Here is a 25,478-nt window from a genome sequence, read left to right as displayed (position 1 = left end):
TTACCGCTGTACCAGGCTGGGTGCTCTCATCCCATGGCGCGGTCCATTCGGCATAGGTGACCGCGGGAGCGCCCTCAGGCATCCCGAAAGGCTCCCATGTCGGTCTCACCGTCTCCTCTCCCTCACTCCGCCATCGTCACCAGGCTTCGAGCCGCCGGCTGTGTCTTCGCCGAGGACGAGGCGGAGCTGCTCATCTCCACGGCACGGACACCGGCCGGCCTCGCCGCCATGGTGGACCGGCGCGTCGACGGTCTCCCGCTGGAACATGTCCTCGGCTGGGCCGAGTTCCGCGGTCTGCGGATCGCCGTGGACCCCGGGGTCTTCGTACCTCGCCGCCGTACCGAATTCCTGGTCGGCCGGGCCGCCGCGCTCGCCCGTCCGGGAGCCGTCGTGGTCGACCTGTGCTGCGGCTCCGGCGCGCTGGGCGCGGCCCTGGTCACGACGCTGGGACGGGCCGATCTTCACGCCACGGACATCGATCCCGCGGCCGTGCTGTGCGCCCGGCGCAATGTCGCCGCCGTCGGCGGTGAGGTGTACGAAGGTGATCTCTACGATCCGCTGCCCGCCGCGCTGCGGGGCCGGGTCGATGTGCTGCTCGCCAATGTGCCCTATGTGCCCACCGAGGAGATAGCGCTGCTGCCTCCGGAGGCCCGCGTGCACGAGGCGCGGGTGGCGCTCGACGGTGGTACGGACGGGCTGGACGTGCTGCGGCGGGTGACCGCCGCGGCGTCGGTGTGGCTGGCGCCGGGCGGCCATCTGCTGTTCGAGACGAGCCGGCGGCAGGCGGCGGCGGCCGTCGAGACCGTCACTCGCGACGGGCTCGTCTCTCAGGTGGCGACGTCGGACGAGCTGGACGCGACCGTAGTCGTCGCGACCAGGCCCGTCCTCGTGGACGCACCGGCCGGGCGGAGCGAGTCGCGGGCGTAGCGTTCCGCCCGGGAGCGGTACTCGCGGTGCCGCCACGGCGGCCGGACTCGCCTCCGGGCGGGGTCCGGCCGCCGTGCGGCGCGCCGTGGGATCAGAGCTTCGACAGCTCGTCCACCAGATCGTCGAGGCCCAGCGAGCCCTGCGAGAGCGCCGCCATGTGCCAGGCCTTGGCGTCGAAGGCGTCACCGTGGCGCTTCTTGGCGTTCTCCCGGCCGAGCAGCCAGGCACGCTCGCCCAGCTTGTAGCCGATCGCCTGGCCCGGCATCGACAGATACCGGGTCAGCTCGCTCTCCACGAAGTCCGCGGGACGGCCGCTGTGGTTCCCGAAGAACTCCTGCGCCAGCTCGGGTGTCCAGCGCTCGCCGGGATGGAACGGCGAGTCCGCCGGGATCTCCAGCTCCAGATGCATACCGATGTCCACGATGACCCGGCAGGCACGCATCATCTGCGCGTCCAGATAACCGAGCCTGCGCTCCGCGTCGGGCAGGAAGCCCAGTTCGTCCATGAGCCGCTCCGCGTAGAGCGCCCAGCCCTCGGCGTTGGCACTGACCTGGCCGACCGACGCCTGGTAGCGCGAGAGATGCTCGGCGACATGCGTCCACTGGGCGATCTGCAGATGGTGGCCGGGCACGCCCTCGTGGTACCAGGTCGACACCAGGTCGTACACCGGGAAGCGGGTCTCGCCCATGGTCGGCAGCCAGGTGCGGCCGGGGCGCGAGAAGTCCTCGGACGGGCCGGTGTAGTACGGGGCCGCGGGGCCGCCGGGCGGCGCGATCCGGGACTCCACCCGCCGGACCCTCTCGGCGAGCTCGAAGTGTGTGCCGTCCAGCGCCTCGATCGCCTCGTCCATCAGGTTCTGCAGCCAGTCCCTGACCTCGTCGACGCCTTCGATGTGCGCACCGTGTTCGTCGAGATGGGCCAGCGCCTCCCAGGGGCCCGCGCCCGGCAGGATCTTCTGGGCCTCGGTCTTCATCTCGGCGAGCAGGCGGTTGTATTCGGACCAGCCGTACGCGTACGCCTCGTCCAGATCGAGATCGGTGCCGTTGAAATAGCGTGACCAGCGGCGGTAACGCTCCCGGCCCACGGTGTCGGGCGCGTCCTCGACGGCGGGCGCGTACACATCGCGCATCCAGTCGCGCAGCTCCGCGACGGCCGCGGTCGCCTGGGCCGCCGCGCCGTCCAGTTCGGTATGGAGAGAGTCCGGGCCGGCCGACACGAACTCCTCGAACCAGCCGCGGCCCTCACCCGCCCATTCCGTGAGCTGACGGACGAAGGTCGCGGTGGGGCGGGGACCGGCGGGCAGCTTGCGCTCAAGTCCCAGCGCCAGCGAGGCCCGGAATCCGGCCAGTGCGGCGGGCACGGCCCGCAGCCGCTCCGCGACCACCGCCCAGTCCTCGTCCGTCTCGGTCGGTGTCACGGTGAAGACTTCGCGGATGTGGTGCGCCGGCGAGTGGATATTGCTGACCATGCGCAGTCCTTCGTCCGCGTCATGGACGGCAAGCCCGGCGGTGAGGCGTTCGCGCAGCAGCCGGCCGCAGCGCCGCTCGGCTTCGCTGTCCGCGCCCGGCAGCCGCTCGGCCTCGTCGAGCCGGGCGAGGGTGGCCCGGCCGAGGTCGGCGAGGGCCTGTTGTCCGGCCGGAGAGAAATCAGGGAGGCGGCGGTGGCTTTCCGCGACGCCGAGGAAGGTACCGGTGATCGGGTCGAGTTCGATGAGTGCGTCGACGTAGGCGTCGGCGACCTGGCGGGGCAGCGCGCTGCCGGCTGTGTCTGACATGCGGCCATCCTCATCCAAGAGAGCCGTTCACGTCACATCGTCCGACTGGGCGAACGGGCCGGGATGGCTGATGAGGGCGGCATCGGCGGGTCGTGCTCCGGCTCCTGGCGCACCAACTGGGCCCTGGCGCGGGCGACTTCGGACCGGATGCGGTCCTCGCGGCGCCGCCGGGCACCGCCGGGAAGCGGCGGCTTCGGAGCGCGTCTGTGTTTTCTGAGTTTGGCCGGATCGAGGCGCGACGGGACGACGGCGTCCTTCGGGTCCCGTAGTGCGGCACTCCGGGCGGGCTCACCGCGGCACCGTCGTGCCTCCGTCAGCCACCACGCTGTGGCCGAGGAGCTGAGCATGGTGCTCAGAGCACGGTGCTCAGCGATCGGCCTGCTCGTGCCGGTCGCGCTGGTCGTTGTGCTCGGGCGTCCGCTCGGCCGCCCGGTCCAGCCGGGCCGTGATGACGAGCGTGCCTTCGTCGATCTGGTAGTCGAGCGGCAGGCCGAGGTTCCGCATGGTCGCGACCATGCCGGTGTTGGACGCCTGAGTGACGGCGTACACACTTCCGCAGCGGGCCTCGTCGGCGAGTGCGACCAGCCGGCCGAGCAGCTCGGAGCCGATGCCCCGGCGCTGCCAGGAGTCCTCGACGATCAGGGCGACTTCGGTCTCGTCGCCGTCCCAGAGCAGATGCCCGAGGGCGACCAGGCGGCCGGAGGCCGTCTGGACGGCGAGGGTACGTCCGAAGCGCGGGCTGAGCAGATGGCTGAGATAGCGGTTGGCGTCGCCGACAGGGCCGTGATAGCGCAGCCCGAGTGTGCGGTCGGAGCAGCGGCCGTGCATGGCGAGCGCGGCATCGAGATCGTCGTGGTCGGCGCGGCGGACGGTGATCTCCTCGCCTTCCGGGAGGGTGAGGACATCGTGGCTGCGCGGGATGCGCGGCCCGAGCCTGGCGTCCAGCTCGACGAGAGCGCGAGCCCTGGCGAACTCGGTCGGCGTGAACGGGAGATAGGGACGCTCCACGGTGATACTGCCGCCGTTCGGATCGCGCAGCCGCATTTCCGTGCCGTCCAGCACGCCCTCGACGGGAGCGCTCTCGCCGGCCACGCGGCCGGTGACGGACACGGCGGGGCGGGAGTGGATGGTGCAGCGGCCGAGCAACTGGCGCAGTGCGAGCGGGAGTTCGGCGGCGTCCAGGGCCGTACGGGTGGCGAGGCCGAGGACCCGGGTCGGCGTGTCCACCAGATCGTGCGCGTCGGCGCGCTCGATCCAGGTGCCGCTGCCGCCGGCGGCCGAGACCTCCCGGGTGAGGTCCTTCGCCTGGAGCGTGGCCGGGGCGCGCAGGAGGAACTCGTCGACCGTGCCGTCGGCCAGCGGATGGGTCTGCAGGGTGAGGATGTCCACATGGTGGGCCGCGAACGTCGTGCACAGCGCGGCAAGGCTGCCGGGCTCGTCGCGGACCGTGGTCCGCATCCGCCAGAGCGCGGTGTCCACCGGAGCCGGACCGGCCGCCGCGTCCGGCGCGGGCGCGGGCCCGGCGGGGCCCGACGGCGGTGGGGCATGACTGTGCCTCCGTGCCCACCAGGTGTGGAATGTGGCGGTGGCGATCAGCGCCATCGCCGAGGCGACCAGCAGAAAGGCGCCGTGCGGTCCGTGCGCGATCATGTTCGCCACGGCGTCGGCGACGGCCACGGCGGTGAACAGGGCGGCAAGCTCGACAACGTCCCGCCGCCAGTGGTGCCGGCGGCGGACACTCTGCGCAGAAGTCACATGGGTCATGGCTTCACTCTGACCCACAGGTGTTGCGTGATCACGAACGGTTTGTGACTGATGGGTTAAGTATGGATCTGTTCGCTTTTGGGCGATATTCGGCCAACCTTGGCGAGGAATGATCATCTCTATTGTGCGTCCTGACGAGTGGTGGCGTCGCCTCCGCCGGGCCGGCCGGAGATATCGCCTCTCCGGCCGCCTCCGCCGGACCCGGCACTCAGCACCTCGGGCGGACATACACCGGCGGCGCCGGAGAACGACCCGGCTCCCGGCGGAGCCGCTCGCCGTCCTCCGGCGCCGCCGGGTCCGTCGGTGTCCTACTGCGTCCCGCTGCGTCCTACTGCCCGACCTTCCCGGGCTGGAGGACCTTGGTGAACAGCACCGTGCCGCCCTCCGCCCGCAGCCGGACCGTCAGCTCTCCGCTGCCGCCGTCGATGTCCACCTCACCGAAGAGCTGCGGTGCCTCCATCGGCGAGACATTGGCACGGTCCGGGGCCTTCACATAGACCCGCTCCGGGCCGAACGTGGCGTCCAGCGCACTGGCCTGGAACTGTCCCGCGGCGAGCGGCCCCGAGACGAACTCCCAGAACGGCGCGAAGTCCTTGAAGGCGGCCCGTGACGGGTCGTAGTGCTGCGCCGAGGTGTGGTGGACGTCCGCCGTCAGCCACACCGTGCCGGTGATCCGCCGGTGCTTGATGTAGCGCAGCAGCTCCGCGATCTGGAGCTCGCGGCCGAGCGGGACGCCGGGGTCGCCCTGCGCGATCGCCTCGATGTTCTCCGTACCGTCCGGCACGACCAGCCCGATCGGCATGTCGGCGGCGATCACCTTCCACACCGCGCGCGAGCGCGACAGCTCGCGCTTGAGCCAGCGGAGCTGTTCGGCGCCCAGGATGCCTTGGGTGTCGTCGGCCTGCCGGCCCGGTGAGTTGGCGTTGCGGTACGACCGCATGTCGAGGACGAACACATCGAGCAGCGGACCGTGATTCACCACCCGGTGCACACGCCGGTCCGTGCCGCGTGTCGGCGGCGTCGACACCGGGAAGTACTCGCGGAACGCGCGCATCGAGCGGACGGCCAGCACGTCGACGTTCTTCTCGGTGTAGCGGTCGTCGTCGAGGATCTGCCCGGGATACCAGTTGTTGCGCACCTCGTGGTCGTCCCACTGAATGATCGCCGGGACCTGCGCGTTGAACGACCTCAGATTCGAATCGAGCAGGTTGTAGCGGAAGTTGCCGCGGTACTCGTCCAGAGTCTCCGCCACCTTGGACTTCTCCTCGGTGGTGATGTTGCGCCAGACCCGGCCGTCGGGCAGCGTCACACTCGGTTCGATCACGCCGTCCGCGTAGATGGTGTCTCCGCTGCACAGGAAGAAGTCCGGGTTGAGCCGGCGCATCTCCTCGTACACGCGATAGCCGCCGATGTCCGGGTTGATGCCCCAGCCCTGTCCCGCGACATCGCCCGACCAGACGAACCGGACCCTGCCGCCGCGCTTCGCGGGCGCGGTACGGAAGGTGCCGTACACCGGCTCACCGGTACGGCGCGGGTCTTCGGGATCGGCCGGCGTCACCCGGTAGTGCACCTGCTCACCGGCGGGCAGTCCGCGCAGCGGAACCGTGCCGGTGAAGTCGGTGCCGGGGCCGAGCAACGGGCCGTACCACCGGTGCGAGCGGCGGAACGACTCGGTGGCCGAGGTCTCCACGATCATCCTGGCGGGCCGGTCGGAGCGGACCCACACCAGCGCGGACGAGGAGGTGACATCGCCGGTCTGCACACCCCAGAGGGCGCGTGGCCGGCCGGACAGGGCCTGCGCGGGCGCGGCGGCCGCGACGCCGGCGGGCAGCGCCAGCGCCGCCGAGACGGCGAGCGAACCGCGCAGCACACGGCGACGGGCGGGAGCGGCGGAACCCGTCGGGTCCAGGGCCTCGCCGGACGCGGAACGACCGTGATCGGTAGGGGAGTTGGGCGACATCGAGAAGCCTCCTGCGCGAGTGGGGACGGGGTGCCGGGATCCATGCCCAGGGCCTGTCGTCTGGATCGTGCCGGGCTCGCGTGCCCTGGTGCCGCGCCTCGCCGCGTTGTCGTCGGTCACCAGGGCTCCGCCCGGCTCCCTGATCCAGTCCGATCCAAACGAAAGGCCCTGGCCTCCGGCAACGGCCTGGGCGCGAACCCGGGATGAACAACGGCCTGTCGACTCCGCGCGCCGGCGACGGTCCCGGCGCCCGGTCCTGCGCCTGTTTCCGCCATCGGCTCCGCTTTCCGCCATCGGCTCAGCCACGTACGAACGTCCTGTGAACGCCCTGCGTCGAGACGCGATTTCTCTGCGTAACCGGCGCAGGATTGGTCTTGACCAACGGGAAGAGCCGTCCTATGGTCGGTAGTTAGTGCAGGAACCTTTAATAAACAAGGGCACGGAAAACCCGCCGGGGACACGGCGATTGCGGAGGATCAGGGTGGGGACCACGCAGCTTGAAACAGTGCCGGAGCCGAAGTACTGGCATCTCAAGACCGTGCTCGGCGAAGCTCTCGACAGTGACTTCGCGGTAGGTGAGATCCTGCCCAACGAGCGTGAACTGGCCGCCCGTTTCGGAGTCGCCCGCGCCACGCTCAGGCAGGCGCTCGAACAGCTTGAGCTGGAAGGCCGGCTCCAGCGCCGCCGCGGTGTCGGTACGACCGTCGCACCGCCGCGGGTCGGCGTGGACGTCTCCACCACGCAGCACGAATGGCCGGGCACGCATAATGACGCCTGGCAGCCGGTCGACTGCGCCACGACGCCCGCGCCCGCCGCGGTGGCCCGCCTCCTGGAGACGGACACCGGCGAAGAGGTCCACACCGTCCGCAGGATCCGGGTCACGCACGGCCAGTCGGTCGCGGCCGAGCTGCTCTACGTACCGCCGTCCTCGGTTCCCGAGCTGTCGGCCATCGACGCGCCCTCCGGACCCGCTCGCGCCCGCGCCGTCCTGCGCGAGCTGCGGCGTCTCGGCCTTGACGGCCAGGACCGCGCGGTGGAGCTGGGCTCGGCCCGCGCGGACGACGCCAAGGAGCTGGACCGGCTCCCGGGCGCTCCTGTCCTGGTGGTCACGACGCGCTATGTCGTGTCGGGCCGGACCGCGGCCGTCTCGGTCGCCACCTACCGCGCCGACACCTGCCGGCTCACCTTCGGAGACTCCGGCGATCTGGAGATCAGCGACCATCCGCAGGAGCGCCAGGCGTCCTGAACCGGTACGCATGACGTGTGGTCTCTGACTACGCGTCTCACGCCACGCGTTTTACAGCACGCGTTTTACAGCACACGGCCCGCCGCTCAGCGGCGGGCCGTCACCGTTCCGTCCACCGCGAAGAGCTGCTCCTCGACATGGTCGAGAGCCAGCCGCAGCGCGCCGGTGGCCACCGCCGCCTCGCCGAGCAGCGACAGTGTGACCCGCGGCGGCCGAAGACAGAAGCGCGAGAGATTGTCGCGCAGCGGGTCGAGCACACCGTCGAGCCCGGCCGCCCAGCCGCCTATCACCACCACTTCCGGGTCCAGCGCCAGCACCAGCGCCGCCACATCGTGCACCAGTCGCTGAATGAACCTCTCGACAGCTTCCTGAGCGCCCACGTCTCCTTCGCGGGCATGGGCGAAGACCTTGGCCACCGCCTGCTCGTCGAGCGGATGGAGCGGCTCGTCGGTAGTCGACAGCAGCCTCTCCGGCGTCACATCACGGCCCAGCAGATGCAGCGCGCCGATCTCTCCGGCCGCTCCGCCGAAGCCGCGGTGCAGCCGTCCGCCGATCAGAGCACCGGCTCCGGGACTCAGTCCGGCCAGTACGAAGACGATGTCGTCGGAGTCGGTGGCGGCGCCCTTCCACTGCTCGGCGACGGCGGCGGCGTTGGCGTCGTTCTCCACCAGCACCGGGCAGCGGAAGGAGCGTCGCAGCCGCTCACCGAGCGCCAGACCCGTCCACTGCGGGAGCGCGGTGCCGAGCCGTACGGTCCCGTCGGCCTCCACGATGCCGGGGCTGCCGACCCCGACCGCGCGCAGCGAACTGCGGGCCACTCCCGCGCGCCGCAGCACATCGGCGACGGCGAGCCGGACCCGCTCCAGGCGCTCGTCCGCGTCGGCCGTCTCCGACACCTCGCGCGTCCCGGCGCCGATGATCCGGCCGTCCAGTCCGGAGAGCAGCGCCGCTACCCGGTGCGGGCCGATCTCGATGCCCAGCAGATGTCCGGCCTCGGCCCGGAACCGGAACCGCCGTGCCGGGCGGCCCTGTTTACGCGTCTCGCCCTCCTCCGGAGCGGACTCGACGACCAGGCCCGCCTCCATGAGCCCTTCCACCACGCCCTCGACCGTCGGCCGTGACAGACCGGTGATCCGGGTCAGATCCGTGAGCGTGAGGGAGCCCGCGCCCCGCAGGGCGTGCAGCACCACCGCGGAGTTGATCCGCCGCAGGAGAGAAGGGTCTCCGCCGGTCAGCCGCCCCACGGTATGTCCTCCCAGCTCGTGCGTGTCTGGCGGATGCTACTCGTTGGTCGGCGGCGCGGCGAGGGGCGAGCGCGACGGGCTTGGGACAGGTCTTAGGCTGAGGCGCGTTGGCGACGTACGAGCGGAGGAGCCGAGATGGCACAGGACGAAGAAGTCGTGGTCAGCCCGCAGGACTGGGTGGCCCAGCAGGCCAAGGAGTACGAGGAGTCCGACGGCGCCCGTGGCGGCACCCTGCAGGGCGCGCCGTGCCTGCTGCTCGACTACCGCGGCCGGCGCACCGGCGTGTGGCGCAGGACCGTGCTGATCTACGGGCGCGACGGCGAAGACGTACTGCTCGTGGCGTCCAAGGGCGGCGCCGACACGCATCCTCTCTGGTACGTCAATCTGGAGGCGGAGCCCGACGTACGGGTCCAGGTCGGCGCCGAGCGCTTCAGCGCGCGGGCGGAGACGCTGTCACCGGAGGAGAAGGCCCGGGTCTGGCCGGGACTTGTGGAGCTGTTCCCGCCTTACGAGGGCTACCAGAAGAAGACGGACAGGGACATCCCGATCGTACGGCTGCGCCGCACGAAGGACTGAGCGAACAGGATTGAGCGAACGGAACTGAGCGAACCGGACCGGGCGCGGGCGGGTTCCGTCCGGGCACCGGTCCGGTCGCCTGACGGGCCGCCAATTGTCAGTGGCCGGGGGTTTACTGGCCGTATGACCACCGCACAGCATCTCGCCGTCATCGAGCGGCTGCGCGTCCGCGCGTTCCCGGCGGAGCGCGGCCCGTCCGAGGTGGGCACGAGCGGACCGGGCTATCACCTCGCCGAGCTGCCCGGTGCCGACGGCTTAGGGGACGGCGGTTTCCGGGACGACGGCGGTTTCCGGGACGACGGCGCGTACTCGGCGGCGGACGCCGATCAGTCCGCGGCCGAGCACACCGCGCTGACGGAGATCCTCACCGCGCGCTTCGGAGAGCCGCGGTACATCAGTCTCTGGAGCGCCCTGATCCGAGGCGGCGAAGGTGAGGAGATACCGGAGCCCTGGCGGGAGTTGAGCAGCGGCGTCCGCTGGCTGCGTCTGTGGCGGACGGGCGACCGCTGGCTCGCGGTGGGCCTGGCCGGCGGGACCGGGGACCAGCGGTTCCGCCTGGTCGCCGCGGTGACGGAGACAGACCCTCCGTAGGCCCTGCGGCGAGGCGGCGGCCCGGGCGCGCCCGTCTCAGGGGCGTTCGGTTTCCGCGCGCAGCCTGCCGTACTCCTCCGCCATCGCCGCCGTCGACCAGTGCGCGTTGAGACCAGGAGTGCGAGACTTGCCATTGCTTCACGTTGTTGGTCAAGATTCGGATCGCTGCATGACGAGCGCCGACGGGAGGTAGCGGTCGCTGATGACCGTTTGCCCCGCCGTGGTGTGCGGCCGGATCTCAGTCTCAACGTGGTGGTAGCGGTCGGCGGCGTACAAGCACGCCAGTGCGTGACCAGTGACCGTCTCGGTCAGCTCGCGGCAGAGGTTGCCGATGGGGCCGGTGGACGGCTCGGCGGTGACGTGGACTCGTTCGCCTGCTACTACGAGCATCTGCGCCAGGTGGTGAACGATGGTGCTTTTCCCCGCACCGCTGGGGCCGTCGAAGCTGACAAACATGCCACGGTCGTGGTCAGAAAAGGGACGGAGTTTCATCTCCCCTCCCTCCGGGCGGTGTACCGCGCAGTTCTTCCAGTGAGCCGGCCGTGGAGGCGAGCTGGACAAAGAGACGGGCCGCCACCAAGGCGTCGAACATGGCCCGGTGAGGGTGCAGATCACGCGGCAGCCCCTCGGCAAGTTGGAACACCTCGATCAACGAGCTCAGCCGAAAACTCGCCTGGCCGGACACGAAGCGGCGCGCGAGCTTGAGCGTGTCGAACACCTCAGGGCACACCCAGCCGGGCAGCTTGCGACGGAGGACGTTGGCGTCCACGTGGGCGTTGTGCGCCACAAAGGCTGAGACGTCCAACGCCTTGAGGATGTCGTCCTTGATGTCCGCGAACACGGGGGCGTCGGCCACATCCCTGTTCCGGATGCCGTGGACGCCCTGGGCCATCGGCGTGATGGCCTGATCGGGGCGCATTAACCACGACACCGGCTCCCCGATGACGCCGCCGACGATCGGAACGACGGCCAACTCCACGAGGTCCGGAGGCTGGTGGCCGTTGCCTTCTACGTCCACGACCGCGTACGAAAGTTCCGTCCAGTCACTCATCTTGTGCGCCGTCTTCCCAGCCGATGTCTGCTCGGCCGTGTCGTCGCTCCCGGTGCGGGTGCCGTACGTCGTGCACCTGGAAACCGAGGGCGTGTTGCAAGTAGTAGCGGGGCTGTTCGGTGGCGAGCCCGGACACGATCGCCGCGTGCTCCGTGATGTCCACAACCACCAAGCCGAGCGCTTCGGGCAAGGTGCTGGCGACCCTTCGTACGCCCAGGGCGTCCGGCACCCTGTATGCGTTCTTGCACCGGTTGAGCTGCGCGAGCGGGCAGATGTCGCACAGTTCAGGGATGCCGTAGTGGCCGTTGTAGTCCGACAGTTCATGGGCATACGCCACGGCGCACGAGTCGCGGGCGCGCTCGGGCATCCGCTCTATCTGATCCCGCGTTAAAAGCTGCACAAGACGGGCACCTGACGGCCTCCCATAACCGAAGACGGATGGAGCACGCAGTGGCGTGCCCCATCCGGGAGCGTAGGGGTGCTGTTTACAGATGGCCAGAAAGTTTCTTGGCATTTCTCGCAACGTACCGAGCGGGGTGAACCGGTACGAAATTACTCGCCACTCTCCGGGGCGTCGGGGACAAGGTCGTCAACCACCCGGTTGATGATCGTCCGTGCTGATCGGCCATAGCTGGCGACCGCTGCGAGCGAATCGAAGATGCCGCCGTACAGGCCGAGTTCCTGCGGTTGGGCGAGGTTCAGCTCAGCCGAAAACGTCTCGATCATCACGCGGTCGTTGTCAAGCATCCAGAAGCCGTGAGCGGGCGCGACCACGTAGGCCGTCTCGAATCCGATGATGCCGAGCTTCACGTTGGGCAGCGATGCGAGCGAGACCAGCCGATCAAGTTGTCCGAGCATGATTTCCGGTGGGCACAGCCGGTAGCGGAGCGCCGCCTCGGTCAGCACGAAGTGGAACCGCTTGTCGGGCTTGTACAGGACTTCCTGGCGCTGGATGCGGGCCGCCACCGCCTCGTTGATGTCGTTGCGTACCTTGAACACGGTGATGCTTTGGGCGAACCGTGCCCGCGCGTATTCGGCCGTCTGGAGGAGCCCAGGGATGAACGTGGACTCGAACCCCCGGAAGAGCCGCGTCTGGGCGTCGAGTGAAGCCATCTCTTGTTGGTGCGGCTTCAAGCCCAACTTGATCTGACGTTGCCACTCGGCGTGCTGGATTTCGAGGGTATGCAGTGAAGCGAGCAACGCTTCCGTTTCGCCTTCGCTGCCGGTTGCCCGCGTCCAACCACGAAGGTCGTCATCGGTCGGTGCCTGGCGGCCGTTCTCCAACTTGGACACCTTGGAAGGTGGCCACGACAACGATTCCGCGAGCTGCCGACCACTCATGCCGGCCTGCTGGCGTAGCTCGCGGAGTCGTTTGCCCAATGCGTCACGAGCTTCGTGGACACTGGTGACGCCGGTCGTTCTATTCGCTGGCAAAGTCGTCCCGCCTGGTAGCGAGATGCCAGGCAGCATCTCGCCAGTAGTTGTGTGCCACGACCAGGGCGGGGTCTTCGATCAGTTCACCGCCCAGGAAGTTCTCATCGTCATCAAAGTGCATCCGCACCAGCTTGCGCGAGTCGAACAACCAATAGTCGTAATCTGGCAGGTCCGCCGCGTCGTCCCTCCGAAGGTAACGGATGTCCTCACCTGCGGCGTTGGTGTGCTCCGAGCAGAACACACCGAAGCGGCTGTAATCGGTGAGCGGCATCGACACTACGCGCACGCGCATGAAACGCCGGCCTTCAGCGGTGGTCTGTCGGATCATGGTCAGCCAGTTCTGGAACCAGTTGAGGTCAACCGGCTCACCCGCGGCAAACTGACGCAGCGCCGCCGACTCGTTGTCCGACTTGTAGTGATCCCGAGTTTCCAGCCGGAAGGCCGTGTGCTCGAAGGTGCGGAAGAGCTTGCTGAACTCGGGGCCGATGATCAGGTTCAGTGCCCTCCCTCCTGCTCCAAGTAGCGGAGGGCGTACATCTTGAGTACTTCTTCCGGAATCTCGATGAGAGTCTCGTGGTCGGGGACGGGGCCGACGTCGGCGAGCGCCTGGGGGTCGGTCACCTTCCATCCCTGAGCAAGATAGGTCTGGCGGTCGGTACGGTCGGTGGCGAACAAGGTAGGAGAGTTGCCTTCTTGGGACTCCGGGTCTTTGCCGAGAAGCCGAGCGCGCATGTCGTGCCTCCGTTGCTCGAAATTTGGCGAACCGTGCTCGCACATCGTGAGCCGTCGGCATTCAGTCGGTCAAGGGCTCCTGACCAAGACGTATAGGGCGAGGGCTCCTTGCTGTCGATCGCGGCGCTGTTGAGCAACCGCACCTTCCGGTGACCTTGGTCGTTATGTGCCGGATCGAGACGCCGAGCGTCCTGATCCGAGGCGGCGAGGGTGAGGAGATACCGGAGCCCTGGCGGGAGTTGAGCAGCGGCGTCCGCTGGCTGCGTCTGTGGCGGACGGGCGACCGCTGGCTCGCGGTGGGCCTGGCCGGCGGGACCGGAGACCAGCGGTTCCGCCTGGTCGCCGCGGTGACGGAGACAGACCCTCCGTAGGCCCTGCGGCGAGGCGGCGGCCCGGACGCGCTCGCCCGGGATTACGGGAGGGACAGCCCTTAGCCGCTTGAGGGCCGCGCCTACCTTCGCACGCGGAAGCGGAGCATCGTGACGGCGCCCGACTGGGTGTTGCTGAAAGGTTCCAGGTCGATCCTGTCGAGGCTTGGGGGTGAGAAGCGGACACCGTCGCCGAGTAGCACCGGTAGGACGTAAACCAGGATCTCGTCGACGAGCCCGCGCTGCAGGCACTGGGCGGCCACGTCGGCACCGAGGATTTCCACGTTCTTGTCGCCCGCGGCGCTGCGTGCCGTGGCAACGGCTTCCTCAAGTTCACACGTGAGGAATGTGACGGTAGGGTCCGGCTCGTCGGGGAGCTTGTGGGTGAGGATGAACTGTGAGCCCCCGTCGTAGGCGGTGTCCTGGTCGGCCATACGCTTGGCGACCTCGTACGTGCCCCGGCCGACGAGCATGGCGCCCGTGGCGGCCATGACCTCCGGGAACGCGTCCGCGGACAGGTACTCGGCGATCCAGCCCATCGCGTGGCCAGGACCGGCGATGAAGCCGTCCAGCGACATCGCCCTGTTCACAACCACTTTGCCGGTGCCGACGCTCACATCACTCATGCGTTTTCTCCAACGACTTGAGGCCCGAGGCCGAATCATAGTTCGGCCGGTGGGAGGGCGAGGGCGGGAGCCGCACACGTATCCGCGGTGGCGCGACGCCAGCAACCGGCATCCGGATGTGCGGGCCGCGCAGCGTCGAGAAGGTGCCCGAGTACGGCGTGAACGACACCGCCGGTGGGGTCGTCCTCAGTCCCGGGCCGCGTGACCAACCCGGTGATCGTTTGTGGTCAACGCTCCTATGGCAAGACCAAATAGAGGTGCCTGGAGGCGGACTTGGGCGCGCACGCCTCAGAGGCGTTCGGCTTCCGCGCGCAGCCTGCCGTACTCCTCCGCCATCGCCGCCACCGGCCAGTGCGCGTTGAGACCGCTCGGATTGGGCAGGGCCCATATCCGGGTGTCGCCGATCGTCCGCCGCTGCGGGCCGATCTGGGCCTTCCGGTCGTCGAAGGCGGCCCGGTACGCGGTGACGCCGACCACCGCCAGCCAGCGTGGCCGCAGCCGGCTCACCTTGGCGGCGAGGAGCCGGCCGCCCTCCTGGAACTCGGCGGCGCTCAGCTCATCGGCTCGCGCCGTCGCCCGCGCCGCGACATTGGTGATACCGAGGCCGTAGGCCAGCAGTTCGTCCTGCTCGGCCGGCGCGAGCTGTCTCGGCGTGAAGCCGGAGAGATGCAGGACCGGCCAGAAGCGGTTGCCGGGACGGGCGAAGTGGTGGCCCGTCGCCGCCGACATCAGGCCCGGGTTGATACCGCAGAACAGCACGCGCAGCCCGTCCGACACCACATCGGAAAGGACTCGGTCCCGGGCGGCTTCCAGTTCCTCCGGCCTCATCCGGAGACCGTCCTCCGGACCGCCGGCCGGAACGGCCGCCGCGTACTCCCGGTCTGCGATCCGGCCCGCGATCCGGTCTGCGATTCGGCCAAGGAACCGGCCCACGAGCTGGCCCAGGAACCGGACCGCGATCCGGTCCGCACGGTCAAAGGATCGATCCCGGCGTGTAACCCGCGGCCTCCGGGTGCTGCTTCACGATCTCGTCGATACGTGAGACCAGGGTCGCGATCTGGTCCTCCGCGGCGCCGGTGAAGGACAGCTTGTCCGCCATCAGCGCGTCCAGTTGAGCCCGGTCGAGCGGCATGCGCTCGTCGGCGGCGAGCCGGTCCAGCAGTTCATTGCGCTCGGCGCCCTGCTCGCGCATCGCCAGCGCCGACGCCACGGCGTGTTCCTTGATGACCTCGTGCGCGACCTCCCGGCCCACGCCCGCGCGCACCGCGCCCATCAGCATCTTCGTCGTCGCGAGGAACGGCAGATAGCGGTCCAGCTCACGCGCCACGACCGCGGGAAACGCGCCGAACTCGTCGAGGACCGTCAGGAAGGTCTCCAGCAGCCCGTCGAACGCGAAGAACGCGTCGGGCAGCGCCACCCTGCGGACCACGGAACACGAGACATCGCCCTCGTTCCACTGGTCGCCGGCCAGTTCACCGGTCATCGACGCGTAGCCGCGCAGGATCACCATCAGACCGTTGACCCGCTCGCAGGAACGGGTGTTCATCTTGTGCGGCATCGCGGAGGAGCCGACCTGGCCGGCCTTGAAGCCCTCGGTGACCAGCTCGTGCCCGGCCATCAGCCGGATCGTCTTCGCGACCGAGGAAGGCGCCGCCGCGAGCTGCACCAGCGCGGTCACCACGTCGTAGTCGAGCGAGCGCGGATACACCTGGCCGACCGAGATGAACGCCTGAGCGAAGCCGAGATGCCCCGCGATGCGCCGCTCCAGCTCCGCCAGCTTCGCGGTGTCCCCGCCCAGCAGGTCCAGCATGTCCTGCGCGGTGCCCACCGGACCCTTGATCCCGCGCAGCGGGTAGCGGTCCAGCAGGTCCTCCAGCCGTCCGTACGCCACCAGCAGCTCGTCGGCGGCCGTCGCGAAACGCTTGCCGAGGGTGGTGGCCTGCGCGGCGACATTGTGCGAGCGGCCGGCCATGACCAGCTTCGCGTGCTCACCGGCGAGCTTTCCGAGGCGGACGAGCACCGCGACCGTACGGTCCCGCATCAGCTCCAGCGAGAGCCGGATCTGGAGCTGCTCGACGTTCTCCGTGAGATCGCGGGAGGTCATGCCCTTGTGCACCTGCTCATGGCCGGCGAGGGCGTTGAACTCCTCGATCCGCGCCTTCACATCGTGTCGGGTGACCTTCTCGCGCTCGGCGATCGACGCCAGGTCGACCTGGTCGAGGACGCGCTCGTAGTCGGCGATCGCGCCCTCGGGCACCTCGATCCCGAGGTCCCGCTGCGCCCGCAGCACGGCCAGCCAGAGCTGGCGCTCCAGCCTCACCTTCTGCTCGGGGGACCACAGCACGGCCAGCTCCGCCGAGGCATAGCGGCCGGCAAGGACATTGGGGATGCGAGGCTTCGCAGACACGGCAGTCACGTGTGCAGATTCTACTGGCGGTTTGTGCAGGTCGGCGCCGCGGCCGGGTTTGTGGCTTGCTACGAGAGCTCCGACGGGCCCGCGCCGGCCGGGCCGGGTGCCTCGTAAGCCAGCAGCTCCGGCCTCTTGGGCAGACGGCCGTCACCGGAGGAACGGCCGGTGATCCGGCGCATGACCCATGGCCCGAGATGCTGCCTCGCGAAACGCGCGTCGCTCGCGCGCCGCATCAGCCACCGGACGGGAGTGGCCGCCGGCAGCTCGGTGCGCCAGTCGTCCTCCGCGTCCAGGCCCAGCGCCTGCCAGGCGGCCTCGGCGACCCGGCGATGGCCCTCGGCGGTCAGATGCAGCCGGTCGACGTCCCACAGCCGCTGATCGCCGAGCGCCCGCGTCCCGTAGAGATCGACGACCAGGGCGTCGTGCCGCACCGCGAGCTCGTCGACAAAGGCGAAGAGCTCCTCCATCCGGGGCCGGAAGCGCTCCATCACGGGACCGTTGCGCGCGGGAGTGCGCATCAGGACCAGTTGCTTGCAGGAGGGTGCCAGTCGCTCCGCGGCCTCCTCCAGCAGACCGCGCACCCGCCCCATGTCGCACTTCGGCCGGAGAGCGTCGTTTCCGCCGCCGACCAGCGTCACCACATCCGGCGCCATCGCCGCGGCGACGCCGACCTGCTCGTCGACTATCTGGCCGATGAGCTTGCCGCGCACAGCGAGGTTCGCGTACCGGAAGCCGGGTGTGCGGGCGGCGAGACGCGCGGCGAGCAGATCCGCCCAGCCCCGGTACGAGCCGTCCGGCAGCAGATCGGACATGCCCTCGGTGAAGGAGTCACCGACCGCGACAAAACTCGTGTAATTGGCATTCATCTCCATGGCGGAGCGATGGTACCGCGCGGTACGGTCCGCTCGGCAGACGGTGGTTCCAGGGCCGGCGAAGGCCGGCCGGACACGTCCTGTCAGGCGTGCCGGCCCACCAGCTCCCGCAGTACGTCCTCCATCGTCACCAGACCTTCCAGCTTCCCGTCCTCGTCCAGCACCGCGGCCAGATGGGTGCGACCGCGCCGCATCGCGGTCAGCACGTCGTCCAGCGGCGTCGTCGCGCGTACCCGCGCGATCTCACGCATCGCCGGGACCGGGAACGGCATATCGCGCGGTGTCACATCCAGCGCGTCCTTCACATGGAGGTAGCCGGGGATCCGCCGCGAGGAGTCCACGACCGGGAAGCGGGAGAAGCCGGACCGCGCCGAGAGCGCCTCCAGCTCCTCCGGAGTGACCCCGAGCCGCACGGAGACCACCTGCTCCAGCGGCATCACGACATCGCGCACCGGACGGCGCCCCAGCTCCAGCGCGTCGTGCAGCCGCTCGGCCGCGCGGTCGTCCAGCAGCCCCGCGTGGCCCGCGTCGGTGACCAGCCGGGAGAGCTGGTCGTCGGAGAAGGTCGCGGAGACCTCGTTCCTGGTCTCCACCCTGACCAGCCTCAGCAACGCGTTCGCGAACGCGTTGACCATGAAGATGACCGGGCGCAGCGCCCGCGCCAGCGCCACCAGTGGCGGACCGAGCAGCAGCGCGGCCCGTGCCGGTCCGGCCAGCGCGACGTTCTTCGGGACCATCTCGCCCAGCAGCATGTGCAGATACGTCGCCAGGACGAGCGCGATCACGAACGAGATCGGATGCACCACACCGTGCGGCACGCCGACCACGTTGAACAGGGGCTCCAGCAGATGCGCGATGGCGGGCTCGGCGACGATACCGAGCACCAGCGTGCACAGCGTGATACCGAGCTGCGCCGCCGCCAGCAGCGCGGCCACATGCTCCAGACCCCAGATGACACTGCGCGCCCGCCGGTTTCCGGCCTGCGCCTCCGGCTCGATCTGGCTGCGGCGTACGGAGATCAGAGCGAACTCGGACGCGACGAAGAAGGCGTTGACGACAAGCGTCAGCAGGCCGACGAGAAGCTGGACCGCCGTGATCATCCGCTCTCCCTGGAGGTGTCGGTGGTGTCGGCCGCACGGCGGGGCGCGCGCAGCCGCAGCCGGGCCGCGCGCCGGCCGGTGGCGTCCACGACCTCGATCCGCCAGCCGGCCCACTCGATGTGGTCTCCTTCGGCGGGGATACGGCCCAGCTCGGTGGCGACGAATCCGGCGAGCGTCTCGTACGGGCCCTCGGGCATCCGCAGCCCGATGTTCTCCAACTGGTCGGCGCGTACGGCTCCGTCCGCCGACCAGAGCGCTCTGCCCTCCGTGTCCTCGCCCTCCGGAGCCAGATCGGCGGTCTCCTGCGGATCGTGTTCGTCGCGTACCTCGCCGACGACCTCCTCGACGATGTCCTCCAGCGTCACCACACCCGCCGTGCCGCCGTACTCGTCGATGACGACGGCCATCGTGTTGCCGCCGGACAGCCGGTCGAGGAGTTTGTCCACGGTCAGTGTCTCCGGCACCAGCAGCGGCTCACGCAGCAACTCGGCCACCGGATGGCGGGGCCGCCGCGCGGCCGGGACCGCCAGTACGTCCTTGATGTGCGCGATGCCGACGACCGCGTCGAGGTTGCCCCGGTAAACAGGGAAGCGAGACAGGCCGGTGGCGCGGGTGGCGTTGGCGACGTCCTCCGCGGTGGCGTGCACATCGAGGGCCACGACCTGCACACGCGGAGTCATCACATTCTCGGCGGTCAGCGCGGACAGGCTCAGCGTCCGTACGAACAGCTCGGCGGTGTCCGCCTCCAGCGCTCCCTCCTTCGCGGAGTGCCGGGCCAGCGCGACCAGCTCCTGCGGACTGCGGGCGGAGGCCAGTTCCTCGGTGGGCTCCAGGCCGAACCGGCGCACGATGCGGTTCGCGGTGGCGTTGAGATGGGCGATGAAGGGGCGGAAGGCCATGGTGAAGTACCGCTGAGGCGTGGCCACCACCTTCGCGACCGCCAGTGGCGACGAGATCGCCCAGTTCTTCGGGACCAGCTCGCCGACGACCATCAGGACGATGGTCGACAGGGCCGTGCCGATGACCAGGGCGACCGAGGACGCCACGGAGGGTGACAGGCCGATGGCCTCGACCGGTCCGCGGATCAGTTCGCCGATGGACGGCTCGGCGAGCATGCCGACGACCAGATTGGTCACGGTGATGCCGAGCTGGGCGCCGGAGAGCTGGAAAGTGAGGCTGCGTACGGCCTTCAGGGCTCCCGCCGCGCCGCGCTCTCCCCGCTCGGCGGCACGCTCCAGATCACCGCGCTCGACGGTGGTGAGGGAGAATTCCGCCGCCACGAAGACGCCGCAGACGAGTGCCAGCACCACCGCGACGAGGAGAAGGAGCACTTCGGTCATCGGTTCACCTCCGTGCCATGATCCGTCAGCGGGATGCGGGCCGCGCGATGTCCGGCGCGACGGCGCGTGACGCTCCATCGTAGAGGCGCGTTTCACGGGTGGTGGTTGCCGTCCGGCACCGTCCGTCCGCCGCTCGGACGCCTGCCCGGCCTTGTGCGCCCTTGCCGGTGCTAGCGCCGTCACGCTAGCTTGGTGGGATGGCGAAGACCCAGCTCAACGTACGCGTGGACGAGACCACCGCCGAGGCCGCACGCCGACGGGCCTCCCAGCGTGGGATGAGTGTGAATCGCTATATCGAGGAGCTGGTCAGACATGACGAGGGCGAGGCCGGCCGCGCGTTCGTCGAGGCGGCGGCCGACTTCATGAAGCAGTACGAATCGGTCTTCACCGAGGAGTTCGGCACGGAGCGTGAAGGCGCGCGGTGACCCTGCGGATCGAACTGGCTTGGCTCCTCATGGTCGCGGAGCACAACACTCCCGGAGACCCGCAGGTCGCCGACTGGGGCGCGCTGGTCGCCGCCGTCAGCCGCCATGAGGCGGAGATATTCGGCATCCCCGTCTACCGCGACCCGCACGCCCGCGCCGCCGCACTGCTCCAGCTTCTGCTGCACGTCCCGGCCCTGGAGCGGTCCAACGCGCTGTTCGCCTCCGCCGTGGCCTACGGCTATCTCGTCGCGAGCGGGCTGAAGGTCGTCACCTCGCCGGAGCGAGTGCGGGATCTGGCCAAGCTGGTCAAGGACGGCACGGCCGATGTCCGCACCATCGCCGACGAACTGCGTGTCTGGAGCCGCTGAGCGCGCCGCCGCGCCGCTCCGGACTCCGTGCCGGGCCGTCACTCAGGCGTTCGCGCTCGCCCCGAAGCAGACCTCATCGCCCTCCGGATCCCGCAGGACCTGGAACCGTCCGTATGTGTCCTGACCGTCCCGCCCCCGGCACGTGCGCGCATGCCGGTCAGCGTAGGCCGGTCAGCGTAGGCCCTGCCGGATTCCGCGCTCCGGCCGGTGAGCGGTGGCCGGTTCCCGGCCGAACTCCGCGCTGAACGCCGCCGCGTCCCATCCGCCGTACAGCCGTGGCGCCAGCCACCGCGCGGCGCTCGCCCGGAATTCCCTCGGCGCCAGCGCGCCCACTCCCTCCGGTACGGCTCCCAGCAGCGGGGCTCCCGCCGCCTCCGGCAGATCCGCCAGATTGCAGCGGGCCGCGAGATCGGGCGCGGCCGGCCAGCTACCGACGACCACTCCGAGCGGATCGAGTTCCCGTGCGCGCAGCGCCTCCACGGTCAGCGCGGTCGCGTTCAGAGTGCCGAGCCCGGCGGGCGCGACCACCAGTACCGGTGCCCGCAGCAGCCTGGCGGCGTCCGCGAGCGTGGCGCCCGTCTCGTCGAACCGTACGAGCAGTCCGCCCGCGCCTTCGACGAGCACCAGATCGTGCTCCGCGGCGAGCTTCTCGGCCGCGACGGCGATCTCGGACGGCCGCACCGGCGGCGCTCCGGCCCGCCGCGCGGCGGTCGCCGGTGCCAACGGCTCGGGATAGCGGGCCAGCTCGACCGCGGTGACGGGACCGGCCAGCCTGACCACCTCGTCCGCGTCGCCGGCCGCCGTGGGACCGACTCCGGTCTGGGCGGGCTTGAGCACCGCGACCGTATGTCCGCGCGCCAGCGCCGCGGCGGCGACCGCGGCCGTGACGACGGTCTTGCCGATCTCCGTCCCGGTCCCTGTCACAATCACTACTGGCATGTCAGCCCTCCCGTGCCGCCGCGGTCACCGCGCGGCAGATCCGTGCGACATCGTCGTCGTCCGTCACATACGGCGGCATCGTGTACACCAGATCGCGGAACGGCCGCAGCCAGACACCCTCACGCACCGCCGCCCGGGTCGCGGCCGCCATGTTCACCTCGTGGTCGAGCTGGACCACACCGATGGCGCCCAGCACCCGTACGTCCCGTACGCCGGGGAGGGCCGCCGCCTCCGCGAGCCCCTCGTCCAGACCCGTACCGATCCGCTTGACCTCCCGCTCCCAGTCCTGGCCGAGCAGCAGTCCGATCGAGGCGTTGGCGACCGCCGAGGCCAGCGGATTGCCCATGAAGGTGGGGCCGTGTGCCAGGACCGGGACCTCGCCGCGGGAGATGCCCTCGGCCACCCGTGAGGTACACAGCGTCGCCGCCATGGTGAGATAACCGCCTGTCAGCGCCTTGCCCACGCACATCACATCGGGCGAGATCCCGGCCTGTCCGGCGGCGAAGAGCGTGCCCGTACGGCCGAAGCCGGTGGCGATCTCGTCGAGGATCAGCAGCACGTCGTGCTCGTCGCACGCTTCCCGCAGGACCCGCAGATACGCGGGGGAGTGGAAGCGCATGCCGCCCGCGCCCTGTACCACCGGCTCGACGACGACCGCCGCCAGTTCCCGCGCGTGACGGCCGATCAGCGCGCGCAGGCCCTCGGCGTAGGTCTCCTCGTACTCCGTCGGCGGTGCCTCCGCGAAGATCTGACGCGGCAGCACGCCCTGCCACAGTCCGTGCATCCCGCCGTCGGGGTCGCACACCGACATCGGCTGCCAGGTGTCGCCGTGATAGCCGCCTCGCCAGGTCAGCAGCCGCTGCTTGGCCGGCCGGCCGGCGGAGCGCCAGTACTGCAGACACATCTTCACGGCGACCTCGACCGACACGGAGCCCGAGTCGGCGAGGAAGACATGGCGCAGCGGCTCCGGCGTGATGTCGACGAGCGTGGCCGCGAGCCGCACGGCGGGCTCATGGGTGAGCCCGCCGAACATCACATGGCTCATCCTGTCGAGCTGGCCGCGCGCCGCCTCATTGAGCACCGGGTGGTTGTAGCCGTGGATCGCCGACCACCAGGACGACATGCCGTCGACCAATTCGCGCTGTCCGTGGGCCGGTTCGGCGAGCCGCAGCCGTACCCCGGACGCGGACTCCACGACCAGCGGTGCCGTACGGCCGGGCATGGGCCCGTACGGATGCCAGACATGGGCCCGGTCCAGGGCCAGCAGTTCGGCGGGCGGCAGCTCAGGCATTGGGTGCCAGATCCGTACCGGCGCCCCGGCGGCGTACCGCCACCAGATCCGTACGGGCCGGCGGGATCTCGGCGCCGGCCGCCGGAGCGGTCTCGCCGCCGCCGCACGGGGCGCAGCCGCCGCGGTGTTCCGGCAGGGTCGTCGTGTCCGCGCCCTCCACCTCGAAGCCGGCGTCCGCGATCATCTCCAGGTCCGCCCTGCCCTCCTGGCCCTCGCTGGTCAGATAGTCACCGAGGAAGATCGAGTTGACCAGGTGGAGTGCGAGCGGCTGCATCGAGCGCAGATGCACCTCGCGTCCGCCCGCGAGCCTGACCTCCACATCCGGACAGACGAACCGCGTCATCGCCAGGATGCGCAGGCAGCGCTGCGGAGTGAGGTTCCACTCCTTGGCGAGCGGCGTTCCCTCGAACGGGATCAGGAAGTTGACCGGCACCGAGTCCGGGTCCAGCTCGCGCAGGGAGAAGACCACATCGACGAGATCCGCGTCGCTCTCGCCCATCCCGGCGATGAGTCCGGAGCAGGCGGACAGGCCCGCCGTCTGGGCCTGCCGCACGGTCTCGACCCGGTCGGCGTAGGTGTGCGTGGTGGTGATGTCCCCGTATGTCCCTTCGGACGTATTGAGATTGTGGTTGTACGCGTCGGCGCCCGCGGCCCGCAGCCGCTCCGCCTGTCCGTCCGAGAGCAGTCCGAGGCAGGCGCACACCTCGACGCCTTCGTTCTGCTCCTTGATCGCTTCGATCGTGCGCGAGACCCGGTCGACGTCCCGGTCCGTCGGTCCGCGGCCGCTCGCGACCAGACAGACCCGCTTCGCGCCGCCCGCCACACCGGCGGCCGCGGCCTTCGACGCCTCGTCGGGCTTCAGCCAGGTGTACTTGAGGATCTCAGCCGTGGAACCGAGCCGCTGAGAGCAGTACGAGCAGTCCTCGGGACACAGCCCGGACTTGAGGTTGACCAGATAGTTGAGCTTCACCCGCCGCCCGAACCACTCGCGGCGCACCTTCCCTGCCGCGGCCACCACGTCGAGCAGCTCGTCGTCGGAGGTCGCCAGCACGGCGAGCGCTTCTTCGCGGGTCGGCAGCTCGCGCCGCAGGCCCTTCTCCACCAGCGTCTTCAGCAGATCCATGGCGCTGATCCTCGCCTACCTGACAGCTCGCGGCAAAGGAGGAACTCCACAACACGGCCGGATCGACGTGTGTGTATGACCACACCCTGCCCCGGTCCGGCCCCGGTTAGGGTCTGTGCGCTGCCTACAAAAGGACGGGACCCATGGAGCGGGACTTCTCCGGCTGGACCGACGATCCGTTCGCGTGGACCGACGACGAGGCGCGGCACCGCGAGCGTTCCGGTCTGGTCCGTACGCTCCGGCCGCGCGAGGCCGACTCCGTCCTGCTGGATCTGGCGAGCAACGACTATCTGGGACTGGCCCGCCATCCGGCGGTGACCGGCGCCGCGGCGGCGGCCGTCCGCCGCTGGGGCGCGGGCGCCACCGGCTCCCGGCTGGTCACCGGAAGTACCGCGCTGCACGCCGAACTGGAGCGTGAACTGGCCGATTTCTGCGGATTCGAGGCAGCGCTCGTCCTCTCCTCCGGATACGCGGCCAATCTCGCCGCTCTCACCGCGCTGACGGCCCGGGGCTCTCTGATCGTGTCGGACGCGGGAAACCACGCCTCGATCGTGGACGGCTGCCGGCTCTCGCGCGCCGAGACCGTGGTCGTGCCGCACGCGGAGCCGGTTGTCGTACGCAAGACGCTCGACGCGCACGCCGGGCGGCGGGCTCTGGTGGTGAGCGACGCGGTGTTCTCGGTGGACGGTGACGCGGCGCCGCTGCGGGAACTGGCCGAGGTCTGCCGTACACGGGGCGCCGCACTGCTCGTCGACGACGCGCACGGCCTCGGTGTGCTCGGCACGGGAGGCCGGGGCGCCCTGGACGCGGCGGGCATCGCGGGAGCCGGCGGTGTGGTGGCCACCGTCACGCTCTCCAAGTCCCTGGGCAGCCAGGGCGGCGCGGTCCTCGGCCCGGCGAGGGTCATCAGCCACCTGGTCAACGCGGCCAGGACCTTCATCTTCGACACGGGCCTGGCACCGGCGGCCGTGGGCGGCGCCCTGGAGAGCCTGCGGCTGCTGCGCCGCGAGCCCGCCCGGGCGGACCGGGTGCGCGCCGTCGCCCGCACCCTGCACGCGCGGCTGACCGGAGAAGGGCTCACCGCCGTACGGCCGGACGCCGCCGTGGTCTCCGTACAGGCCCCGTCACCGGAGGCGGCCGTGCGCTGGGCCGCGGACTGCCGCGCCGCGGGCCTGGCCGTGGGATGTTTCCGTCCGCCGTCGGTGCCGGACGGCATCTCCCGGATCAGGCTCACCGCCCGCGCCGATCTGACGGACCAGCAGATCGACGCGGCGGTGCGGACGGTCGTGGCGTCCGCACCCGCGGGCTGAGTCTCAC

Annotated in this window: 27 protein-coding genes; 8 read left to right on the top strand and 19 right to left on the bottom strand. The window is 70.1% G+C overall.

From position 1 onward, the window contains the following. Positions 1 to 96 precede the first annotated feature (96 nt). On the top strand, positions 97 to 927 hold the full coding sequence (locus PV679_RS23505) for a putative protein N(5)-glutamine methyltransferase (RefSeq protein ID WP_319682346.1): 831 nt from the start codon (positions 97 to 99) through the stop codon (positions 925 to 927). 91 nt (positions 928 to 1,018) lie between these two features. On the opposite strand, the gene PV679_RS23500 is transcribed toward PV679_RS23505, so the two are convergent. From PV679_RS23500 to PV679_RS23490, 3 genes are all read right to left on the bottom strand, one after another. Next, positions 1,019 to 2,701 (bottom strand): DUF885 domain-containing protein, encoded by a 1,683-nt coding sequence (locus PV679_RS23500; protein WP_319682345.1) that lies wholly within the window; start codon positions 2,699 to 2,701, stop codon positions 1,019 to 1,021. 366 nt (positions 2,702 to 3,067) lie between these two features. Then, positions 3,068 to 4,465, bottom strand: coding sequence for a GNAT family N-acetyltransferase (locus PV679_RS23495; RefSeq protein WP_319682344.1), 1,398 nt, complete (start codon positions 4,463 to 4,465; stop codon positions 3,068 to 3,070). Between the two features lie 328 nt (positions 4,466 to 4,793). Next, the gene (locus PV679_RS23490) at positions 4,794 to 6,425 is read right to left on the bottom strand and encodes an alkaline phosphatase D family protein (protein WP_319682343.1); all 1,632 of its coding nucleotides are present in this window, start codon (positions 6,423 to 6,425) and stop codon (positions 4,794 to 4,796) included. A 481-nt stretch (positions 6,426 to 6,906) separates the two neighbouring features. Between PV679_RS23490 and PV679_RS23485 the strand changes: the two genes are divergently transcribed. Continuing rightward, complete coding sequence (locus PV679_RS23485) at positions 6,907 to 7,671, top strand: GntR family transcriptional regulator (protein WP_319682342.1); 765 nt, start codon at positions 6,907 to 6,909, stop codon at positions 7,669 to 7,671. A gap of 86 nt (positions 7,672 to 7,757) precedes the next feature. On the opposite strand, the gene PV679_RS23480 is transcribed toward PV679_RS23485, so the two are convergent. Then, positions 7,758 to 8,915: an ROK family transcriptional regulator gene (locus PV679_RS23480; RefSeq protein ID WP_319682341.1), complete on the bottom strand. Its 1,158-nt coding sequence runs from the start codon at positions 8,913 to 8,915 to the stop codon at positions 7,758 to 7,760. Between the two features lie 135 nt (positions 8,916 to 9,050). Here PV679_RS23480 and PV679_RS23475 point away from each other — a divergent pair, with 135 nt between their 5' ends. Beyond that, positions 9,051 to 9,491 carry a nitroreductase family deazaflavin-dependent oxidoreductase gene (locus PV679_RS23475; protein WP_319682340.1) on the top strand — a complete coding sequence of 147 codons (441 nt, stop codon included), beginning with the start codon at positions 9,051 to 9,053 and terminating at the stop codon, positions 9,489 to 9,491. A gap of 123 nt (positions 9,492 to 9,614) precedes the next feature. Next, positions 9,615 to 10,082 (top strand): hypothetical protein, encoded by a 468-nt coding sequence (locus PV679_RS23470; RefSeq protein ID WP_319682339.1) that lies wholly within the window; start codon positions 9,615 to 9,617, stop codon positions 10,080 to 10,082. Between the two features lie 150 nt (positions 10,083 to 10,232). On the opposite strand, the gene PV679_RS23465 is transcribed toward PV679_RS23470, so the two are convergent. The 6 genes from PV679_RS23465 to PV679_RS23440 all read right to left on the bottom strand — a co-directional run bounded on the left by PV679_RS23465 (position 10,233) and on the right by PV679_RS23440 (position 13,242). Then, positions 10,233 to 10,574 carry a hypothetical protein gene (locus PV679_RS23465; protein ID WP_319682338.1) on the bottom strand — a complete coding sequence of 114 codons (342 nt, stop codon included), beginning with the start codon at positions 10,572 to 10,574 and terminating at the stop codon, positions 10,233 to 10,235. Beyond that, on the bottom strand, positions 10,552 to 11,133 hold the full coding sequence (locus tag PV679_RS23460) for a 3'-5' exonuclease (protein WP_319682337.1): 582 nt from the start codon (positions 11,131 to 11,133) through the stop codon (positions 10,552 to 10,554). Before PV679_RS23460 ends, PV679_RS23465 begins: the two co-directional genes overlap by 23 nt. Then, positions 11,126 to 11,500, bottom strand: coding sequence for a hypothetical protein (locus PV679_RS23455; RefSeq protein WP_319682336.1), 375 nt, complete (start codon positions 11,498 to 11,500; stop codon positions 11,126 to 11,128). Before PV679_RS23455 ends, PV679_RS23460 begins: the two co-directional genes overlap by 8 nt. A 185-nt stretch (positions 11,501 to 11,685) precedes the next feature. Further along, on the bottom strand, positions 11,686 to 12,603 hold the full coding sequence (locus PV679_RS23450) for a helix-turn-helix transcriptional regulator (RefSeq protein ID WP_319682335.1): 918 nt from the start codon (positions 12,601 to 12,603) through the stop codon (positions 11,686 to 11,688). Continuing rightward, positions 12,554 to 13,054, bottom strand: coding sequence for a DUF6879 family protein (locus PV679_RS23445; protein WP_416069784.1), 501 nt, complete (start codon positions 13,052 to 13,054; stop codon positions 12,554 to 12,556). The genes PV679_RS23450 and PV679_RS23445 overlap by 50 nt, the downstream gene beginning before the upstream one ends. A gap of 8 nt (positions 13,055 to 13,062) precedes the next feature. Then, the gene (locus tag PV679_RS23440) at positions 13,063 to 13,242 is read right to left on the bottom strand and encodes a hypothetical protein (protein ID WP_319682333.1); all 180 of its coding nucleotides are present in this window, start codon (positions 13,240 to 13,242) and stop codon (positions 13,063 to 13,065) included. Between the two features lie 221 nt (positions 13,243 to 13,463). Between PV679_RS23440 and PV679_RS23435 the strand changes: the two genes are divergently transcribed. Continuing rightward, positions 13,464 to 13,670, top strand: coding sequence for a hypothetical protein (locus tag PV679_RS23435; RefSeq protein WP_319682332.1), 207 nt, complete (start codon positions 13,464 to 13,466; stop codon positions 13,668 to 13,670). 80 nt (positions 13,671 to 13,750) lie between these two features. Here PV679_RS23435 and PV679_RS23430 read toward each other — a convergent pair whose 3' ends face one another. The 6 genes from PV679_RS23430 to PV679_RS23400 all read right to left on the bottom strand — a co-directional run bounded on the left by PV679_RS23430 (position 13,751) and on the right by PV679_RS23400 (position 20,015). Further along, positions 13,751 to 14,293: a dihydrofolate reductase family protein gene (locus PV679_RS23430; protein WP_319682331.1), complete on the bottom strand. Its 543-nt coding sequence runs from the start codon at positions 14,291 to 14,293 to the stop codon at positions 13,751 to 13,753. Positions 14,294 to 14,581: 288 nt separating this feature from the next. Further along, positions 14,582 to 15,121, bottom strand: a complete 540-nt coding sequence (gene mug, locus PV679_RS23420; protein WP_319682330.1) for a G/U mismatch-specific DNA glycosylase — start codon at positions 15,119 to 15,121, stop codon at positions 14,582 to 14,584. Positions 15,122 to 15,266: 145 nt separating this feature from the next. Continuing rightward, positions 15,267 to 16,700, bottom strand: coding sequence for an adenylosuccinate lyase (gene purB, locus PV679_RS23415; protein WP_319682382.1), 1,434 nt, complete (start codon positions 16,698 to 16,700; stop codon positions 15,267 to 15,269). Between the two features lie 68 nt (positions 16,701 to 16,768). Then, a complete protein-coding gene (locus tag PV679_RS23410) occupies positions 16,769 to 17,575 on the bottom strand; it encodes an SGNH/GDSL hydrolase family protein (protein ID WP_319682329.1) in 807 nt (268 codons plus the stop codon). 83 nt (positions 17,576 to 17,658) lie between these two features. Continuing rightward, entirely contained in the window at positions 17,659 to 18,672 is a 1,014-nt protein-coding gene (locus tag PV679_RS23405) for a hemolysin family protein (RefSeq protein WP_319682381.1), read from the bottom strand. After that, positions 18,672 to 20,015: a hemolysin family protein gene (locus PV679_RS23400; protein WP_319682328.1), complete on the bottom strand. Its 1,344-nt coding sequence runs from the start codon at positions 20,013 to 20,015 to the stop codon at positions 18,672 to 18,674. Before PV679_RS23400 ends, PV679_RS23405 begins: the two co-directional genes overlap by 1 nt. A 197-nt stretch (positions 20,016 to 20,212) precedes the next feature. Here PV679_RS23400 and PV679_RS23395 point away from each other — a divergent pair, with 197 nt between their 5' ends. Beyond that, complete coding sequence (locus tag PV679_RS23395; RefSeq protein ID WP_319682327.1) at positions 20,213 to 20,440, top strand: antitoxin; 228 nt, start codon at positions 20,213 to 20,215, stop codon at positions 20,438 to 20,440. Beyond that, the gene (locus PV679_RS23390; RefSeq protein WP_319682326.1) at positions 20,437 to 20,808 is read left to right on the top strand and encodes a fic family toxin-antitoxin system, toxin component; all 372 of its coding nucleotides are present in this window, start codon (positions 20,437 to 20,439) and stop codon (positions 20,806 to 20,808) included. Before PV679_RS23395 ends, PV679_RS23390 begins: the two co-directional genes overlap by 4 nt. A gap of 171 nt (positions 20,809 to 20,979) precedes the next feature. Here PV679_RS23390 and bioD read toward each other — a convergent pair whose 3' ends face one another. From bioD to bioB, 3 genes are read right to left on the bottom strand one after another with little or no spacing between them, the layout of a single operon-like run. After that, positions 20,980 to 21,747: a dethiobiotin synthase gene (gene bioD / locus PV679_RS23385; RefSeq protein WP_319682325.1), complete on the bottom strand. Its 768-nt coding sequence runs from the start codon at positions 21,745 to 21,747 to the stop codon at positions 20,980 to 20,982. A gap of 1 nt (position 21,748) precedes the next feature. Continuing rightward, positions 21,749 to 23,038: an adenosylmethionine--8-amino-7-oxononanoate transaminase gene (locus PV679_RS23380; RefSeq protein ID WP_319682324.1), complete on the bottom strand. Its 1,290-nt coding sequence runs from the start codon at positions 23,036 to 23,038 to the stop codon at positions 21,749 to 21,751. Next, positions 23,031 to 24,161, bottom strand: coding sequence for a biotin synthase BioB (bioB, locus tag PV679_RS23375; RefSeq protein WP_319682323.1), 1,131 nt, complete (start codon positions 24,159 to 24,161; stop codon positions 23,031 to 23,033). The genes PV679_RS23380 and bioB overlap by 8 nt, the downstream gene beginning before the upstream one ends. A 143-nt stretch (positions 24,162 to 24,304) precedes the next feature. Between bioB and PV679_RS23370 the strand changes: the two genes are divergently transcribed. Continuing rightward, the gene (locus PV679_RS23370) at positions 24,305 to 25,471 is read left to right on the top strand and encodes an 8-amino-7-oxononanoate synthase (RefSeq protein ID WP_319682322.1); all 1,167 of its coding nucleotides are present in this window, start codon (positions 24,305 to 24,307) and stop codon (positions 25,469 to 25,471) included. Positions 25,472 to 25,478 lie beyond the last annotated feature (7 nt).

The sequence above is a fragment of the Streptomyces sp. AK02-01A genome, assembly GCF_033795305.1.
In the GTDB taxonomy this organism is placed as follows: Bacteria; Actinomycetota; Actinomycetes; order Streptomycetales; family Streptomycetaceae; genus Streptomyces.
Note: the sequence above shows the minus strand (reverse complement) of the source record. Positions and strands in the feature narration are given on the sequence as shown.